The following is a 17,125-nucleotide window of genomic DNA, read 5'->3' on the forward strand; positions in this document are numbered from 1 at the left end:
GCCTGCTCAAGGCCGTGATCATTCGTAGGAGCGGAGGCTGCGGAGCCAGATGACCGCGCCGCGCAGGTGGAGCGCCGCGAGATAGCTCTCGGGGGTCTTGTCGTACCGGGTGGCGATCCCGCGCCACGCCTTCAACTTGTTGATCAGACGTTCCACCGTGTTGCGCTCCCGGTAGAGCTCGGCGTCGTGGGCTACAGGCCGACCGCCACGGCGCCCCTTCTTCTTGCGGTTGGCCACCTGGTCAGCTTTCTCCGGGATGACCCCCTTGATCCCACGGCTGCGCAGGTAGGTGCGGTTGCGGCGGGAGGCGTACGCCCTGTCGCCAGCGACGGCGTCGGGCCGGGTGCGCGGCCGGCCCACCGGGCCGCGGACCTTAATGCCCCGCAGGACGGGGATGAACTGCGGGCTGTCGGCGGCTTGCCCGGGGGTGAGCACGAAGGACAGCGGACGGCAGCGACGCTCGGCCGCCAGGTGCACCTTGCTGGTCAACCCGCCCCGCGAGCGCCCCAGGGCGGCCGCCTTCAGCCGTGTGCGGCGCCGTCGGCGAACCCTGCGCCGCTCGGCACGGACAGCGTCGACCGCCGCCGCTTCTTCCGTACCGTCTTGATCCTTTTGTCCCTTCTCGCGGTCCCCTTTGGCGGCTCGATGGCCTCCTCCAGGGCGGCCAGCACGTCCTCACTCACCCGTGCGCCCGCCGCGTCGTGATGCGCACGGGCGGTCGTGGAGTCCACGCTGACCAGCGACAGATCCACCTGCCCGAGTCGCGCGGCCTCGGCGATCAGCGCCTCCATCAGGGCCTGGAACACCCCGGCATCGCGCCACTGACGGAACCGGTCGTAGACCGTCGACCAGGCCCCGAACTCCTCCGGTATCTCGCGCCATTGGCTCCCGGTACGGAACCTCCAGACCACACCCTCGAACTGGTCCCGCAACCGATGCGGATACGGCCCGTACTCGCCAATCGGCAGCAAAGGTTCAACCAACGCCCAGTCGTCATCGCTCAGTTCGCGTCTCGCCACACGAATGTTCTACCGCCACGTTGATCACGACTCCGCACAGGCCCTAGCCCCTTCCCTCTGCGTCCTGGAGGCGTCCGGCGTAGTAAGCGTGGTCCTTGGGGAAGTCGGTCAGATCTCGTAGCGCGTCGCGGTACCCGTCTGCCGCTGTTCGCCAATCCCGGGCGGCATAGGCCACGTCCGCGCGGTTCAGCTTCGCGCGCACTGGATCGAGCCAGTACAGCCATCCGGGCCGCTCCTCGGCGTCGGGCACCCGCACGGCTAGGTCGTAGGCCCGGTCGGCGAGCCGTTGCGCGCGGTCCCGCTCTCCGACGGAGGCCGCAGCCATAGACGTTTCATGAAGCGCGATTGCCTCGGCTGCTGGGGAGAGACCACGACCGTGGGCGGCGGCCTCCGCAGTCCTGAGCGCTCGGATCGGGTCACGCGCGTACTGCAAGGTGTAGTACGACCGGACGCGTGTGATCCACGACGTCAGATCCGGCGATCCGGCGTCGATTGCCCAGCCTCCGGCGAGATCCAACCATGCCGCTGCCGCTCCATGCTTGCCTTGCCGCGCGGCGACCCAGGAAAGCCAATGTGCGTGTTCGGCTGCCAATATCAGGATTCCGTCTGCGGTGGCTCCGGAAGCCAGGGGCAAGAGGCGGGTCACCTGGTCGAGTTGCGCCCGTACAACGGGCCACAGATCGGCCCCATCGATCATGTCTTCCGCCTTGCGGTGCTCCGTCAGCACCTTGGCGATCCAGTCCGCTGTACGCAGATCCGCCTTCCCCGTTACGTGCGCGTGAGCGATGCGTTCTCGGAGCTGTGGGTCCGGGTTCCATGCATCGCCGAGATTCGAACGATCCGGCAACCCGCGTAGCTCGTCCGGCACTTGTAGCCCCTCCGTGATCCTGTCCATGACCTCGGCGGCGAGTACCTTCCGCTTTCCGCGCACGATCAGCGACACGTGAGACTGCGGCATCCCGATCAGCTCTCCCAGCTTCATCTGAGAGATCCCTGCTGCGCGCTTGTACTCGCCCAGCAGTGCAGCCCAGTCCTTGCGCGCCCAGGCGGCTCGCAACCGAACGTCAGCCCATAGTTGCCGATTGCTCATGCCGAAGACCATACGCCCCTGCCATACGCCGGGCGTATCGGATTGACCTTGGCCTCCCTCCAAGATGTGACCACGAGACCAGCCTGGCAGGCAGGAGGGATTGCAGTGGTGGCCACGGGTTCACAAGACCAGGACCGCACGGCCGTGACGGGTCCTCAGGAGGTGGACGTTGAACAGGTCAAGGGGGCCATCGTCCGAGCTTTGGTGGAGAGTTCGACCGTGCCCCGATACGAGGATCTGTGCGAGCTGAGGGAAGTACTGATTGGGCACATCAAGACATTGACACCGCTGGCAACGAAGCAGATCGATCGCCTTAACCACGGCACGGTGGAGTGGTATGGCAAGGCGAGCAAACTGCGCTCGATTTCCTATGAAGTAGCGGCAGGGCTCGGTCACGGGCTGCTGTCGGCTAAGGCGCATGTGCAGGGGTTGGGCTACACCTGTCGTTTCCTCCTCGAAAACTCCGGTCTGCAAGGGGAGCGCAAGGGGTGACGGCAGCGTGCCGCGTACCGGCGAAATGGAAGCCGAAGAAAAGACAAATCCTGAAGGCGTACGGCGACGGTTTGAAAGTGGCCGTGATACGCGAGAAGTTCGGCCTCTCCTACTACATGCTGTATCGAATTCTGGAGGCGGAAGGTGTCGCACTCCGCTCGGACGAAATGAGCCGTAGAAGGACGGGGGCGCTGCCGTGCCCAAGGAGACCCCGGTAGCTCCTGCCTTTGCTCCCTCAGGCGTTGTGGCTGTGAGGTGGGCGTGCGTCCCATCAACCCCCTGCCTCACCCACTCCGCCCCAGGGTGACGGCGGACCTGCACCGTCCGCCGTCTGCGGTCCGGCTCCCGCGCTCGTGCCCCACAAATATCCGCGAGAGGGGGCCGGGCCGCGCACAACAACCACATACGCAAAACCGGGCCACCCCTCGAAACCCTGGCAGGCGGACGGGTGGCCCGGCGGAGAGTCCCCTTTCAGGAACCCCGGTGCCGATGGTACCGGGGTGGTTGTCGTGCTCGCTTCGACGTCGCCCATTTTCAGGTGAGTTCAGGTGAGGCATAGGGGTGGTGACGAGTGCAAGGCAGGTTTGGGGCGGTGGGCTCGGTGGTGGCGGATGCCAGAGCGCTTACGACACGCTTGTCGGCCACCGCGATACGGAAACCGACGCGGAGCGACCACGGCGGCCTGGGCCACTGCGCGGTAGCAGTTGCTCCCCGCCCGCCACGGCTGGGCGGTTCGGTCTGCTCATGCATCCGCATCCGTGACGGCGGCAGTACGGCGGCCGGCCACATCGGGCCGGGGCTGACGATCGACATGCCCCCGGCCGGGCACCCCTCCCCTCCCCGCTGGCCGTTGCTACGCGCACAACGGCGATGGCCGCAGTCGGCGGACGGCTGGCCATGTAAACCGCTCTGCGTGTCCGCCCCTCGGTGGCTGGCAGGTTGGGCCCGTGGTCCTGGCCGTGCTGCTGCGTCGGCGCATCCGCTGCGGTCGGCAGGCGCTCCGTGGGAGCTGCTCCAGGTGCTGACTGCGTCTGGTGGTGTGCTGGTGCGGGGTGGCGCGCTGAGTGGCACGGGGGCGCCGCTGAGCGGGGCGGAGACAGGAGCGGGCGGCGGCCACGGGCCGCCAGCGCGCGCGGCCCGCGCAAGCGGGCCGCCTTGATCCAGTAAAGAAACTTTGAACAGCAACCTCTGTGCTCCTTGGCCTCCGCTGCGGCTGCGCGGATCGGCGAGCAAGGGGCGAGTGTGATCGGGGTCACCGACTCGGGTGTCCCATCGGGGTCTCGACATCAGGCTTGGGATGGGTGAAGAGGGCATCAGCAACGCGAACGGGGTAGCAATGAACGAGCAAGAGTCGGCGGAAATCCGGGCTCGCCTCGCTGAACTCGAAGAGAAAATTGCCCGGTTGGAGGAGTTGGCAAGTCGGGTCGCTGAGGGCCTGGCCGCTAGCTCTTCTTCTGACGCTCGGTGAAGCTGGCGAGTTGCTGGAAGACCCCCAGCAGCTCGTCAACCTTGGCCGTTAGGGCGTCTAGGCGTTCGGATAGCTCCAGATACTCGGCGCTGGGCATCTGCCGCCGCCCTTCGGTCTCGCCTGCCCCCGGGGGTTCCTCGGACTCCGGGGGCAGAGGGTCAACAACGAAGTTGCCCCGGCCCGGTGTGGAGTAGATCAATCCTTCGTCGCGCAGGACACGCAGCGCGGACCGGGCCGTCATGTTCGCGATGTCGTACTTGGCTTCGAGGTCGCGTGAGGACGGGACCCGTTCGCCCGGCTTGATACGGCCGGAGCGGATTAGCTGGCGAAGTTCGTCGGCGACCAGCCGATAAGGCGGAGTGTGGGTGTCCCTCGGCAGGCTCATAGCCCGAGGGTAGCCCGCTAAGCCCACCCATCGCACTAGAACGCATGTTGCCTCTCCGTGAAGCCTGCTGGGCTAGCTGGCTCATGCTCATGGTGCGCTATGTGCTTGACGCGCTAGCGCACGTAGTGCACTGTTGGTCGTGCCGCAACGAGCGGCTACCGACCGAACAGGAGCAAGAAGCATGGCTATGACGCGTATTCGCGTGGGGCTGCTGCCTTCCACCCAGTTCATCGCTGGCACCCTCCCGGTGCCGAAGGTGAAGGACCCCAACACGGGTGAGGTCGCCACCGACCGTGACACCGGGGAGACCCTGCACACCCTGACCGTCTTCCTCATGGAAGAGGGCCGCGCCGAGCAGATGAAGATCACCGTTCCTGAGAGCGGCCTGCCGGGTGGTCTCCAGCCGGGGATGCCGGTGCGGGTGGCGGAGCTGTTCGCCACTCCGTGGGCGCGGCTCTTCAACGGCCAGCTCTCCGATGGCGTGGCCTACCGGGCGGCGGCGTTGGAGCTGGTCAAGTGACGTCCCCGACCGGACCGGACCCGGTCTATCCGGTGGCGCCGGAGAGCGGGGATGACGACTCGCGGTTCACGAACGGCCTGCTCTTCGATGTGGTCAAGGTGATCGAGTCGCACGGCTACCCGAAGCTCGCATCCGGCCGTGACCTGCTGGAACTGCGGATATCCCTCTACCGATTCCTCTACATGGACAAGGACGCGCTGTGACTGTGGGAGAGGTCATCGGGTCTGCCCCGGCTGTTGCCGGGGCGGCCCTGGCCCTGATCGGCATATGGGCCCTGTGGTGGCTGGTGCGCTATGTGCGTGCCGACACGATGACGCGGGCGAGCATGCGGCAGGCGATCGGTGTACGGCGTCGCTGGCGTCGGCTGGCCCCGATGGTCGGACTGTCGGTGACTGACAAGACCCCTCCGGCCGTGATCGTGGCGCCGGACGGGAAGGTCCCCAAGCCACGGGTCCTGATCCCGAAGATCAAGGTGGCCGCCGACCGGTACGGGGTGCTGGTGCACGCGGTGTGCCTGCCCAAGGTGGGGCTGGCGGAGTTCCAGCGGGCGGCGCCGTATCTGGCTGACGCGTGGCGGTGCACGCGGGTTTCGGTCCTGCCGGACAAGCCGGGACAGCTCGTGATCCGTGGCGTGCGGGTTGATCCGCTGATCGTCCCCACCGAGCACACCCCGACCGGGACTGTGCCGGAGGATCTGGCGGTGTGGGATCTGGGCCTGGACGAGTACGCCTTGCCGGTGAGCGTGAGCCTGGCCAACGTGCCGGGCGTCACCGTGGCCGGGCTGCCGGGCTTCGGTAAGACGTCTCTGGTCAACCGGTTCATGTGCGATACGGCGCCGTCCGATGCGGTGCAGTACGCGGTGGCCGACGGGAAGGTGACCTCCTCCCATGAGGGCGACTACGCCGACCTGACAGACCGGATCTTCGCGTTCGTCGGTGACGATCTCGAAGAGGCGAACGCGCTGTTCACGCGGCTGGTGAAGCTGCGGCGGGACCGGTCGGCGTCCATCCGTGCCCTGCTGGGCGTGAAGAACATGTGGCACGTCGGGCCCTCGGCGGCCTGGCCGCTCACCGTGCTCATCGTGGACGAGGCACACACCTACTTCCGCGACTACAAGGGGTCGGACACGCGGACGAAGAAGCTCGCCGCGCTGGCTGCCGAGAATGCGCGGCTGGTGGAGGACCTGGTGAAGAAGGGCCGTAACGTCGGCATCCTGGTGATCATCGCGACGCAGAAGGCGACCGGGGACGCCATCCCCACCTTCATCCGGGACGTGTGCCCGGTGGGCCTGTCCTTCGCCCAGAAGACCGCTGAAGCGGCCGTGGTCGCGCTGGGGGAGGACATCCGGAACTGGCCGGACGCCAGCCCGACCGCGCTCCAGGACCCGGCCTATGTCGGCGTGGCTGCCATGGCGCACCAGGGGCGTCCCGGCTTCGCCCGCATCCGCACCCCGTACGTCGCCGACGCGGACGCTGCCCGCATCGCCACCGACACCGCCCACCTGACCCGCGACCCCGCCGAGCTGCTGGAGGAACTGGCGGTCTCCGCGATGCGGATGGACGACCCGTTCACCAAGCGGGAGGCAGCCTGACCCGTCCCCGGCCCGCTCGTCACGAGACCTGGAAGGAGGTGAATCCCTCATGTCTGAGGACCGGATCACTCAGCGCACCGTGACCGTGATCATGGGCATCATCGCGGCCCTGGCCTTCGTCTTCTCCTTCGGCAACGTCTGGGCCCTGGCCCTGCGCCTCGGTGTCCCCGCCCCGGTCGCACCGCTGATCGCCCCGATGGTCGACCTGTCCGTCGTCGGCCTCCTGGTCGCCCTGCGCTACCTGTCCCTGCGCGGCGTCCCGGCCGAACAGATCAAGGGCGCCACCCGGCTGATGCACTTGTCCGGGCTGCTGACCCTGGCCCTCAACGTCGCCGAACCGATCGTCGCCGGGCACTACGGCCGGGCCGCCGTGGACGCGGTTGCCCCGCTCCTTCTCCTGGGCTGGGGAGCCGTCGGCCCGCAACTCCTGCGCCACTTCCACACCGTCGCCCACGCCGCCCCGGCTTCAGCCTCGTCGCCCGCTCCGGTGGAGAAGGCACCGGCCCCCGCGCCGGAGCCTGCCCCGGCCCCCGAACCGGTCTCGCCACCAGCCACGCCGAAGCGAGAGTCTTCCCCGGTGGTCACGGTGCCCGTGCCGCTGCTGAACGCGGCGCGCACCATCGCCGACACCTACCGGGCTGAACACGGCGAGCCCATCACCCCGGCTCAGCTCCGGACTCGCCTCGGCGTCGCACTGCCGTTGGCTACCGCCGCGCACGCCCAGCTCTGACCCCGTGCCGGCCGTTCCGGCAATCCAGAAACCCCGCCCCGACCGGGCCCGGATTCGTCATGCCCCGAGCAGCACCCGCAGCCCTGGCCCAGTGCTGCCCGGGGCCCTCTTCCTCGAAAGGATGCGTCACCCGTGAAAGCCCCCCTGGACCTGCGCCACGTGGCGAGCCTGGCCCTGCGGGACCTCGTCCACCTCGCCCATCTCCCCGACTTCGACCGCATCCAAGACCAGATCAGCCGAATCCGCGGTTGCACCCGGCCGGTTCAGCTCGTCGGCTCCACCGAAACGCGCGACATGGCGACGGACACCGTTGTCCGCGCGTACAGCACTGCTGACGAGCCCACTGGGCGGCTGCTGACCACTTGCGGCAACCGCCGTTCCTCCCGCTGCCCGTCCTGCTCGCGCCTGTACGCCGCCGACACCTACCACCTGATCAAGGCCGGGCTCTCGGGCGGCAAGAGCGTGCCGGAGACCGTGCGCACGCACCCGCGCCTGTTCGTCACGCTCACGGCCCCGTCGTTCGGGCCGGTGCACAACCGTCGCACCACCGACGCGGGCAAGACCTTGGCCTGCCGTTGCGGCGAACGCCACCCGGCCGACGACTCCGCCTTGGGCACGCCGCTGTCCCCGGCTACCTACGACTACACCGGCGCCGTGCTCTGGAACGCCCACGCCGGAGCCCTGTGGGCACGCTTCACCACCTACCTGCGCCGTGAGCTGGCCGCGCACCTCGGCATGACGCAGAAGGCGCTGAACGCGGCGCTGCGCGTCTCCTTCGCGAAGGTCGCCGAGTACCAGCGGCGCGGCCTGGTCCACTTCCATGCCGTGATCCGCCTCGACGGTCCCGAGGGCAGCAACGAGCCCCCGCCCCGGTGGGCCACCGCCGATGCCCTCACCCACGCGGTCACTGAGGCGGCCGAACGCGCCGTGCTCACGGTCGCCTCCGACGCCATCGGCGAACGCCGACTCACCTGGGGCTCCCAGCTCGACATCCGCGAGATCGCGGCCCTGGGCGACGGTGAACTGACCGATCAGAAGGTCGCCGCCTACGTCGCGAAGTACGCCACGAAGAGCGCCGAGGACTCCGGAACAGTAGATCGCTCCCTGCGCTGTACCCACTGCACTGGACGCGGCTACCAGCGCGGCCCTGACGGCTTCCGGGACCTGTGCGACGAGTGCGAGGGCACTGGCCAGTCCGAACCCATCGCGGATCTGCCCGTGCACAGCCACGTCCGCCAGATGATCCGCACCGCCTGGAGCCTCGGCCACCTGCCCGAGTTCGCCGAACTCAAGCTCTGGAAGTGGGCCCACATGCTCGGCTTCCGGGGCCACTTCTCCAGCAAATCCCGCCGCTACTCCACCACCCTCGGCGCCCTGCGCGACATCCGCCGCACCTGGCGCACCGAGCAAGCACGCACCGCAGACGACCGGCCCGAGGTGGACGAGGAAACGACCCTCGTCGTCTCCCACTGGCAATACCTGGCCTCCGGCTACAGCCCCGGTGAGGAACTGCTAGCCGCACAGGTACGCCACGACATCGCCCAAGCCGAACGCCTCAGGACGGAAGGAGCCCCGTGGCTGTGACCACCGCGACTGAATCCCGCGCTCGACGAGGGGGCACGCATGAGGACGGCGCTGCCCGTGAGGCGGAGTGGTTGAGGAAGCACCTGGCCCGTGCGCCTGAGCGGGATGAGGAGTGGATACGGCGTGCCCGTCTGCTCCACGGCAGGACATAGGGACAGAGAACACGAGGGAGCCCCGGCCGAAACCGGGGCTCCCTCGTTCAGCGCCAAATCGGATCGATCAAGTCGGGATCGAACTTGCGCTTGCCCCGGCCTGCGGGATGGATGACCACAGCAGTGAGACTGTGCAATACGATCTCGCGCTGGCGCTCGATCGGGAGAGCGAAGAACTCCTCTTCAGTCAGGTCGCCAGCATTTCCTTTGGCCTCCGCCTGCTTCCGCTCCTTGTAGAAACGGGCTCGCTCCAACCTCAGCGCGTCCCGCTCCTGTTCCTTGGCGGGCAGCAGTTGGAGGAGGGTGGACACGGTGATGGTCTTTGCCTTCTCCGCCTCGATGAGCTGGGCAATGTCCTGGAGCAAGTCCTCCAGCTCACGTTCCCTGGGCCATCGCGCCTCAACCGGTACGCCTGTGGTGGTGGCCTTCTCGCGCTGCTCCTTGAGTACGAGCCGGGCTATCAGCTTGTCCACGGGTTCGCCGACGCGGCCGACCTTGCCGCACCCGCCGTTGACCTTCGAGCACTGATACTTGTACTGCGCTCCCTTGGAGCCGGGCTTCCACTTGTGGTTCACCTGGCCCCGGATCTTGTTCTTGCACAGGCCACAGCGTGCGATGCCCGAGAGCAGGTACCTACGGGCGAGCATCTGTCCAGCCTTCGTCTGCTTGCGCTCGGCGATGGCTGCGCAGACCGCCTCCCACTCCTCGACGATGTTGATCGGGTCCCACTCGCCCATGACGGGCTGCCCGTCGTCGCCGTGCAGAATCTCACCGTGGTAGGTGCGGTACCCCACCAATCGAGGGTTGGTGAGGATGTGCTCGACGTGGTGGTGGGCCATCCGCTTGGTGCCCTGGCGGGGGTTCCCTAGGCCCTGTTCCTGCCATCGGGTCCGGATGGTGCCGATACGGACCCCGGCGAGAACTTCCTTCTGCGCCTCGCGGATGTGCTTCGCCGCTTCCGGATCGACCTTGTTCCGGTCGTCCTTCAGCCACCCGTAGGGCGCCGGACCGCCGTTGGCCTTTCCTTGCTGGGCCAGCTCAAGGTGCTTGCGCTTGATCCGCCGCGACGTGTCGTGTGACGACTTGTTGGCAAAAGCCACCATGATGCGCGCCATGGTCCGTCCGTCCGCCGTGCCGAGGTTGACGTCATTGGTGACGGTCGCGAACTCCAGTCGCGGGCGCTCGTCGAAGATCTCGATCAGTCGTTCAAGGTCTCGGGGCTGGCGCGCTAGCCGGTCGAGGTCGTACGCCACGACGCCATCGATCAGCCCGGCGCGGAGATCCTTGAGCATGAGCTCGAACTCGTCGCGCACGACGTTGCGTTTGAACGCGGATACGTCGTTGTCCTCGTAGATCTTCACAGGCTGCCATGTGCGGAGATCCGCCAGCCGCTCGCAGTCGGTACGCTGGCGAGCCACGCCGAGCGCATCGCCCTCATCGTCCCGTGAGATGCGGGTGTAGATCCCCACCTTCCGCGCCACGAATGCACGCTCCCCCTGCTCTGACCTGCTTCGACGGTGCAGGAAGAGATTACTACGATCATTCAGTTCACTTGCCCTGGAGCGTCGAACCGCCCGTCGTGCGGCGGGAGGGGCAGGTACGGGACGCGTGATGGGTGCGGGGGGACGCCTGATGGGTGGTGGACGCCTTACGGGTGTCAAACCCGTGAGGTGGCGCAGGAGATGAGGAAGGGGCCCGCGGTGCGGGCCCCTTGGTCGTGCGGGATGCGGTGGCTGCCTTACAGCGTCCCCAGCTTCAGCAGGCTCAGCAGGGCGATCAGCTGAAGCGCCGACGCGCCCAGCGCCTTCTGCCACGGCAGGTCGTGCGACTTGCTCACCATCGTGGTGAAGAGCGCGCCCGCGGCCAGCCAGGTCAGCCAGCCCACCACCTTCACCAGCGAGCTGTCGCCGCCCAGGAAGAGCGCGAACACCAGCCGCGGCGCGTCCGTGATCGACATGATCAGCATTGACAGGCCGATGGTCGGTGCCCAGGTGCCGTCGCCGCCCAACTGGCGGGCGAGGGTGTGGGTGACGGCGCCCAGGATCAGCGCGCTGATCACCATGGCGACGCCCGCGGTGAGCACCCACGGGATGCTGTTGCCCATAGAAGCGTTGAGGACGTCCTTACGGGCGTCGTCGAAGCCGAAGACCGCCAGCAGACCGTAGACGAAGGTCACGATCAGCGCCGGGCCCCACACCGCGTAGTCCCGCATCTGCCAGAAGGTGGCCGACGGGCGCAGCACGATGCCGCTCAGCAACTGCTGCCAGTGCAGCCGGGGGCCGGCGGGCGGGGCGGTGGAGGAGCCGGCGCGGTACGTCTGCCCGCCGTAGCCGTCGTCGTACGAGCCGGGTGCCTGGCCGTACGGGTCGTACGCGTCGGGCGCCTCGCCGACGCTGAACTGCTGTGTATGGCCCGCGTTGTTGTCGGCGTACCCGCCGCCCTGTCCGTACGGTCTCTGCCCCTGGCCATGGCCTCCGTGCCCGGGACCAGGGCCGTGCCCGGGGCCGTAGTGCGGGTCCTGGCCGCCGAAGTACTCCGGCTCTCCCTGTGAGGAGGGCTGCTGCCACTGCGGCGGCTGCTGACCGCCGTACGGCTCCTGCTGTCCGTACGGCGACTGCGGCGGCCGCTGCTGCTGCCCTTGTTGCGCGGAGTGGGAGTCCCGTCCGCGTCCGATCCTGAATCCAGCCACCATTCGAACGTACCCGGTCGTAGCGGGCCGGGTGCGGGAGCTGTGTGGCGGACCAGGCTTTGCGGCCGAGCTGTGACATCCCTTAGGGGGTCCCTTATGGGTTTTCCCCCGGCGGTTCCTGAGGGTATCTGGTGTACCCGCCCGGCGTTCCCCCGGCGTTCGACCGCCCTCGCTCCCTCGCTCCCTCGGCCCGCCGCCCTGGTCCGCGTCCGCCTAGTTCTAGTCCGCGTCCGACCCGAACGGCTTGCTGCTGAAGGCCGTCCTGTCCGCCTTACCGTCCGTGATCCACCACCACTCGGGACGTTCGCCGTACCGCGAGAAGGCCAGGCCGGGGCCCCACGCCAGGACGACCTCGTCCTTACCGTCATGATCGAAGTCGGCGACGTCGTAGAGCCGGGCCGCGCGCTCGCCCTTACGGATCGTCTTGCCGTCCACGACGGAAGGTGCCGCGCGGGTCAGGAGGTGACGCCCGGCGACGCGGGGTGTGGCGGTGTGGGAGGCCCGGCGCAGGGTGAGCAGCTCGACGCCGCCCCGGCCGAGCGAGACGGCCAGCTCATCGGTGCCGTCACCGTCGGTATCGGCGGCGGCCAGCTTGCCCGACATCCCCGGCATCTTGAGGGGGCGTGGTTCGAGAGGGCGCGGATCGGCACGCCCCGGCTGCGCCGTCCGCTTGTAGTAGACGCTCACCGTCTTACCGATGTCCGGCCGCTCCGTCTCGACGCCCGGCTCGTCGTTGCGGGTGCCGCTGTCGCCGACCGCGACATCGCGGCGGCCGTCGCCGTCGAAGTCGCCGAACGTGATCGCGTTGCCCTCGCGCAGACTGCGGCCCTCTGCGCTGAGGCCGTGGGAGCCGGCGGCGAGGAGGGTGGAGCCGGACTGGTCGTTGTCGTTGACCGCGTGCACCACCAGATCGGTGGCGCGGTGGCCGTCGGCGGAGCGGTGGCCGTCGGTGGCGCGGTGGCCGTCGGCGGTGCCATCCGCGGAGTGGCTGTCCGCGATGGTGTCGGCGATGAGATCGCCGATCTCGCCGTGGCCGTCCAGCGGGCTCGCGTACGGAACGGTCCGGGCGGCCTTGCCCGCCCGGTTGAACGGCCCGTACAGCACCAGCAGCGAATGGCGATCCTCGCGGATCAGGGCCAGGTCGTGGTGACCGTCGCCGTCGAAGTCGCCGACGGTCGGGCGCTGGGCGTCCACACCGTCGTCCGGGCCGGTCAGCTGGACGCGGGCGGCCGAGCGGGTCCTCTGGGGGCCGCCTGGGCCGCCCCAGGAGATGTAGGGGACCGTCCGGACGGTGGCCCGGGTGCGCTCCGTCTCGCGTTCGCCGAGGGCCTCGCCCGCAGTGGTGGTGACGTCGGCGTAGCCGTCGCCGTCGAGGTCGGCCGTGGCCACCTCGGTCGCGCCCGCGACGGTGACGTCCTGGGACGGCAGGCCGAGGTCGCGGTGGCGCAGCACGGTGCGGGTGGCGGGATTCAGGCCGTGGGACGAGCCGTGGACGAAGGCGATCCGGCTGGGCAGGCCCCCTTTGCCGGACGGGACGGGGAGCCGCAGATCGGGATAGCCGTCGCCGTTGACGTCATCCGGCAGCCGGCTGCCCTTGCCGTGGGGGACGGGCGTGGTGGCGGTGGGGGTGATGACGGACCCGCTGGCGGAGGAGGAGCCGTCGCGCCCACCCCGTGCGCCGCCGTCGCCGGGGCCGCAGGCGGCCAGCAGCAGCGCCAGGCAGGCCGTACCTGCGGCGATGGAGGCGGTGGAGGCGGTGGGGACGCGGAGGAGGGTGCGGAGGAGGGCGCGGCGTCGGGGGCCCGGGACGCGGCCGGGTGGTGCGGTGGGGGGAGGTGCGGGCGTCATCGGGCCACCTCAACCCATCAGGGCGGCTGAGGCCAAGGGGCGCGGCACTTCGTTACGAGGGTGATGCCTGGCGTTTCGTCCTCGTCCGCTCGATGGTTGTAGGCGCGAGGACGCGGGACCGATCAGTCCGCTTGGCTGTAAAGATGACCTTTAGGGCACAAGGTCTGTCCAGGACATTTACCTATGCGCCGTCGGGCATGATCCTGTAGGGAATTCGTAACGTCGTTGTGAGAAGGGATACTTCACGGCCAGTATCGGTAGTCGGTCGACGCGGAACTTCAACGCGGAAAAACGGGGGCAGTCATGTGCTTAACGCACGGTGTGCGGGTGACGGGTGAAGCGGCGAGACCGGCGAAAGAGGGCTCGGGCGGGGTGTAGCCGCGATGTCGGACGGGAGCGCTCGGCGCCCGGCGGCGGATGCCGCTCGCCCGCCGCTGAGCGAGGGTGCTAGAAATAACGACATGGCCGGACTTTTCGGTCGCCCACGAGTTCCGCTGGCCCGCACGATGAACGACTGGCGCCCACGGGGTCGGCGTGAGGGGCCCCGCTCGGCGTGGGAGCGACGTGGGCGGCGCGTTCAGCAGGACCAGCAGGGTCAGCGAGATCAGCGCGATCAATCCGATCCGCAGGTCTCGCCGGATTCCCATGACCACTGGGATCCGCAGAGTCGGCAGGGCGCGTACGCCCAGCGGGGCCCGCAGGAGCGGTCGCCGGTGCGCATCGGCCGGACCGGCGGCGGATCCGGTCCCGGCTCCGGCCACGGCACCGCTCACGGCCGCGGCTACGGGCAGCCCCGCCGGAACCCGGTGCGCGGTGTGCGCACCGTGGCCGGCCAGGTCTTCGTCCTGCAGGTGGGGGTCGTGCTGCTGCTGGTCGTCGCCGCCGTGGTGGCGCTCGTCCTGCAGTCCCGCTACGACAGCGAGCGGGAGGCCCGTAACCGCTCCATGGCGGTCGCCGAGAGCTTCGCGAGCGCGCCGGGCATGGTGAGCGCGATCCGCGGCCCCGATCCGAGCGCCGTGCTGCAGCCGCTCGCCGAGCGTGCCCGTCAGGGCTCCCACGTCGACTTCGTCGTCGTCATGACGCCCCAGGGGATCCGCTTCACCCACCCCGACCCCGCCCGGATCGGCAAGCACTTCATGGGCAGCATCCGCCCGGCGGCGGAGGGCCGGACGGTTCAGGAGACCTTCACCGGCACGCTCGGCCTGTCCGTGCGGTCCGTGGTGCCCGTCAAGGACAGCCACGGGAAGGTCGTCGGCCTGGTCGCGGCCGGTATCACGATCAAGAAGGTCAGCGGTGCGGCCGACCATCAGCTTCCGCTGCTGTTCGGCGCGGCCGCGGCCGCGATGGCGCTCGCCACGGCGGGCACGGCCCTGGTCAGCAGGCGGCTGCGGCGCCAGACCCACGGGCTGGACCCGGCCGAGATGACGCGGATGTACGAGCACCATGACGCGGTGCTGCACTCGGTGCGCGAGGGCGTGCTGATCGTCGGCGGCGACAGGCGGCTGGTGCTCGCCAACGACGAGGCGCGCCGGCTCTTCGATCTCCCGCCTGACGCCGAGGGCCGGCTGGTGTCCGAGCTCGGCTTCGATCCGCACACCGCCGCCCTGCTGGTGTCCGGGCGCCCCGCCACCGACGAGGTCCATACGGCCGGTGAGCGGCTGCTGTCCGTCAGCCACCGCCCCACCGACCGCGACGGCGGCCCGCCCGGCAGCGTCGCCACCCTGCGCGACACCACGGAGCTGCGCGCGCTGTCCGGCAAGGTCGACCTCGCGCGCAACCGGCTCAAGCTGCTGTACGACGCGGGCGTCTCCATCGGCACCACGCTGGACGTGGTGCGCACCGCCCAGGAGCTGGCGGAGTACGCGGTGGCCCGGTTCGCCGACTACGTCTCGGTGGACCTCGCGGACTCGGTGCTGCGCGGCGAGGAGCCCCCGGACGGAGCGGCGGGCTTCGGCGCCCCGGACTCGGGCCCGTGGGGCGCTGTGGCGGTCGCCGACGGCGGCCGTACCGTCCTGCGCCGTACGGCCCTCAGCGGCATCCGCGACGACGGCCCGCTCTACCCCCTCGGCATGCTGATCGACTTCGGCCCGAGCGCGCCCCAGGCCCGCGGTTTCCGCAGCGGAGCGGTGACGGTCGAGCCGGTCCTGAGCGACTTCGCCGGCTGGCAGGACCAGGACCCCGAGCACGCCCGGCGGATCGTCGACTACGGCATCCACTCGATGATCACGGTCCCGCTGCGGGCCCGGGGCGTCGTCCTGGGCGTGGCCAGCTTCATGCGCGCGGAGAAGCCGGAGCCCTTCGAGGAGGACGACATCTCCCTCGCCGAGGAGCTGGTCACCCGGGCCGCCGTCAGCATCGACAACGCCCGGCGCTACACCCGCGAGCACACCATGGCGGTCACCCTCCAGCGCAGCCTGCTGCCCCGGATGCTGCCGGAGCAGAACGCGCTGGATGTGGCGTACCGCTATCTGCCGGCCGAGTCGGGGGTCGGGGGCGACTGGTTCGACGTCATCCCGTTGCCCGGAGCGCGGGTGGCGCTGGTGGTGGGCGATGTGGTGGGGCATGGTCTCCATGCGGCGGCGACGATGGGGCGGCTGCGGACGGCGGTGCACAACTTCTCCACGCTCGATCTCCCGCCCGATGAGATCCTGTCCCACCTCGATGACCTGATCGCCCGGATCGACCAGGACGAGGGCCCTGGCGGACTGGACGGTGACGGCGGTGGGAGTGAGGGGATCACCGGGGCGACGTGTCTGTACGCGATCTACGATCCGGTGACGCGGCGGTGCACGATGGCGCGGGCCGGTCATCCGCCGCCCGCGCTGGTGCGTCCGGACGGCTCCGTGGAGTTCCTCGATCTCCCGGCCGGGCCGCCGCTGGGCCTGGGCGGGCTGCCTTTCGAGACGTCGGAGCTGGACCTGCCCGAGGGCAGCCATCTGGTGCTCTACACGGACGGGCTGATCGAGAAGCGCGACCGGGACATCGACACCGGTCTTGAGATGCTGCGCGATGCCCTGTCCCACCCCGGCCGGACGCCCGAGGACGCCTGTACGGCCGTGCTGGACGCGCTGCTGCCCGACCGCCCGAGCGATGACATCGCGCTGATCGTGGCCCGTACGAGGGTGCTGGAGCCCGGTCTGACGGCCGACTGGGAGGTGGCTTCCGACCCGTCGCAGGTGGCCGCGGTGCGGGCCGCGGTGGCGCGGAAGCTGGCGGAGTGGGATCTGGGCGATGTCGCGTTCACGACCGAGCTCATCCTCAGCGAGCTGATCACCAACGCGATCCGCTATGCGACCGGCCCGATCCGGGTCCGGCTGCTCTGCGACCGCAGCCTGATCTGCGAGGTCTTCGACACCAGCAGCACCTCCCCGCATCTGCGGTACGCGGGGACGACGGACGAGGGCGGCCGGGGGCTCTTCCTGGTCTCGCAGTTCGCCGACCGCTGGGGCACCCGCTACACCTCGGACGGCAAGGTCATCTGGACCGAGCAGGCGCTGCCGCTGTCGAAGAGCGTCAAGCCGCGGTCCTAAGGGCCTCAGGGCCTCAGGGCGCTCCAG

The 17,125-nt window shown here is 69.3% G+C and carries 12 protein-coding genes and 1 pseudogene; 7 read left to right on the forward strand and 6 right to left on the reverse strand.

The annotated features are described in order from the left end of the window. Positions 1–18 precede the first annotated feature (18 nt). Together STRVI_RS47285 and STRVI_RS01060 are read right to left on the reverse strand one after the other, a co-directional pair. Positions 19–1,019, reverse strand: a pseudogene (locus tag STRVI_RS47285) (IS5 family transposase). A gap of 43 nt (positions 1,020–1,062) precedes the next feature. Beyond that, positions 1,063–2,109, reverse strand: coding sequence for a helix-turn-helix domain-containing protein (locus tag STRVI_RS01060; RefSeq protein WP_106685821.1), 1,047 nt, complete (start codon positions 2,107–2,109; stop codon positions 1,063–1,065). Between the two features lie 105 nt (positions 2,110–2,214). Between STRVI_RS01060 and STRVI_RS01065 the strand changes: the two genes are divergently transcribed. Beyond that, the gene (locus tag STRVI_RS01065; RefSeq protein ID WP_014053766.1) at positions 2,215–2,601 is read left to right on the forward strand and encodes a DUF6415 family natural product biosynthesis protein; all 387 of its coding nucleotides are present in this window, start codon (positions 2,215–2,217) and stop codon (positions 2,599–2,601) included. Between the two features lie 1,442 nt (positions 2,602–4,043). Here STRVI_RS01065 and STRVI_RS01075 read toward each other — a convergent pair. After that, positions 4,044–4,454, reverse strand: coding sequence for a winged helix-turn-helix domain-containing protein (locus STRVI_RS01075; protein ID WP_014053769.1), 411 nt, complete (start codon positions 4,452–4,454; stop codon positions 4,044–4,046). A gap of 181 nt (positions 4,455–4,635) precedes the next feature. On the opposite strand from STRVI_RS01075, the gene STRVI_RS01080 reads away from it, so the two are divergent. From STRVI_RS01080 to STRVI_RS01100, 5 genes are all read left to right on the forward strand, one after another. Further along, positions 4,636–4,974: an SCO3933 family regulatory protein gene (locus STRVI_RS01080; protein WP_014053770.1), complete on the forward strand. Its 339-nt coding sequence runs from the start codon at positions 4,636–4,638 to the stop codon at positions 4,972–4,974. Next, positions 4,971–5,177, forward strand: a complete 207-nt coding sequence (locus STRVI_RS01085; RefSeq protein WP_014053771.1) for a hypothetical protein — start codon at positions 4,971–4,973, stop codon at positions 5,175–5,177. Before STRVI_RS01080 ends, STRVI_RS01085 begins: the two co-directional genes overlap by 4 nt. Then, complete coding sequence (locus STRVI_RS01090; protein ID WP_014053772.1) at positions 5,174–6,565, forward strand: FtsK/SpoIIIE domain-containing protein; 1,392 nt, start codon at positions 5,174–5,176, stop codon at positions 6,563–6,565. The genes STRVI_RS01085 and STRVI_RS01090 overlap by 4 nt, the downstream gene beginning before the upstream one ends. Before the next feature lie 49 nt (positions 6,566–6,614). Then, a complete protein-coding gene (locus STRVI_RS01095; protein ID WP_014053773.1) occupies positions 6,615–7,295 on the forward strand; it encodes a DUF2637 domain-containing protein in 681 nt (226 codons plus the stop codon). A gap of 132 nt (positions 7,296–7,427) precedes the next feature. Next, the gene (locus STRVI_RS01100) at positions 7,428–8,879 is read left to right on the forward strand and encodes a replication initiator (protein ID WP_014053774.1); all 1,452 of its coding nucleotides are present in this window, start codon (positions 7,428–7,430) and stop codon (positions 8,877–8,879) included. Between the two features lie 199 nt (positions 8,880–9,078). On the opposite strand, the gene STRVI_RS01105 is transcribed toward STRVI_RS01100, so the two are convergent. The 3 genes from STRVI_RS01105 to STRVI_RS01115 all read right to left on the reverse strand — a co-directional run bounded on the left by STRVI_RS01105 (position 9,079) and on the right by STRVI_RS01115 (position 13,568). Then, complete coding sequence (locus tag STRVI_RS01105; RefSeq protein ID WP_014053775.1) at positions 9,079–10,512, reverse strand: recombinase family protein; 1,434 nt, start codon at positions 10,510–10,512, stop codon at positions 9,079–9,081. A 257-nt stretch (positions 10,513–10,769) separates the two neighbouring features. Next, entirely contained in the window at positions 10,770–11,723 is a 954-nt protein-coding gene (locus STRVI_RS01110; RefSeq protein WP_014053776.1) for a Yip1 family protein, read from the reverse strand. A 216-nt stretch (positions 11,724–11,939) separates the two neighbouring features. Beyond that, the gene (locus STRVI_RS01115; protein ID WP_014053777.1) at positions 11,940–13,568 is read right to left on the reverse strand and encodes an FG-GAP repeat protein; all 1,629 of its coding nucleotides are present in this window, start codon (positions 13,566–13,568) and stop codon (positions 11,940–11,942) included. Positions 13,569–14,281: 713 nt separating this feature from the next. Here STRVI_RS01115 and STRVI_RS01120 point away from each other — a divergent pair. Then, a complete protein-coding gene (locus tag STRVI_RS01120) occupies positions 14,282–17,098 on the forward strand; it encodes a SpoIIE family protein phosphatase/ATP-binding protein (protein WP_014053778.1) in 2,817 nt (938 codons plus the stop codon). Positions 17,099–17,125: the final 27 nt, after the last annotated feature.

The sequence above is a fragment of the Streptomyces violaceusniger Tu 4113 genome (genome assembly GCF_000147815.2).
Classification (GTDB): domain Bacteria; phylum Actinomycetota; class Actinomycetes; order Streptomycetales; family Streptomycetaceae; genus Streptomyces; species Streptomyces violaceusniger_A.

What these genes read in the sequence shown, in the direction of transcription:
- STRVI_RS01060 (WP_106685821.1), bottom strand. Translation starts at nt 2,109, where the DNA reads ATGAGCAATCGGCAACTATGGGCTGACGTTCGGTTGCGAGCCGCCTGG.
- STRVI_RS01075 (WP_014053769.1), bottom strand. Translation starts at nt 4,454, where the DNA reads ATGAGCCTGCCGAGGGACACCCACACTCCGCCTTATCGGCTGGTCGCC.
- STRVI_RS01080 (WP_014053770.1), top strand. Translation starts at nt 4,636, where the DNA reads ATGGCTATGACGCGTATTCGCGTGGGGCTGCTGCCTTCCACCCAGTTC.
- STRVI_RS01095 (WP_014053773.1), top strand. Translation starts at nt 6,615, where the DNA reads ATGTCTGAGGACCGGATCACTCAGCGCACCGTGACCGTGATCATGGGC.
- STRVI_RS01110 (WP_014053776.1), bottom strand. Translation starts at nt 11,723, where the DNA reads ATGGTGGCTGGATTCAGGATCGGACGCGGACGGGACTCCCACTCCGCG.
- STRVI_RS01115 (WP_014053777.1), bottom strand. Translation starts at nt 13,568, where the DNA reads ATGACGCCCGCACCTCCCCCCACCGCACCACCCGGCCGCGTCCCGGGC.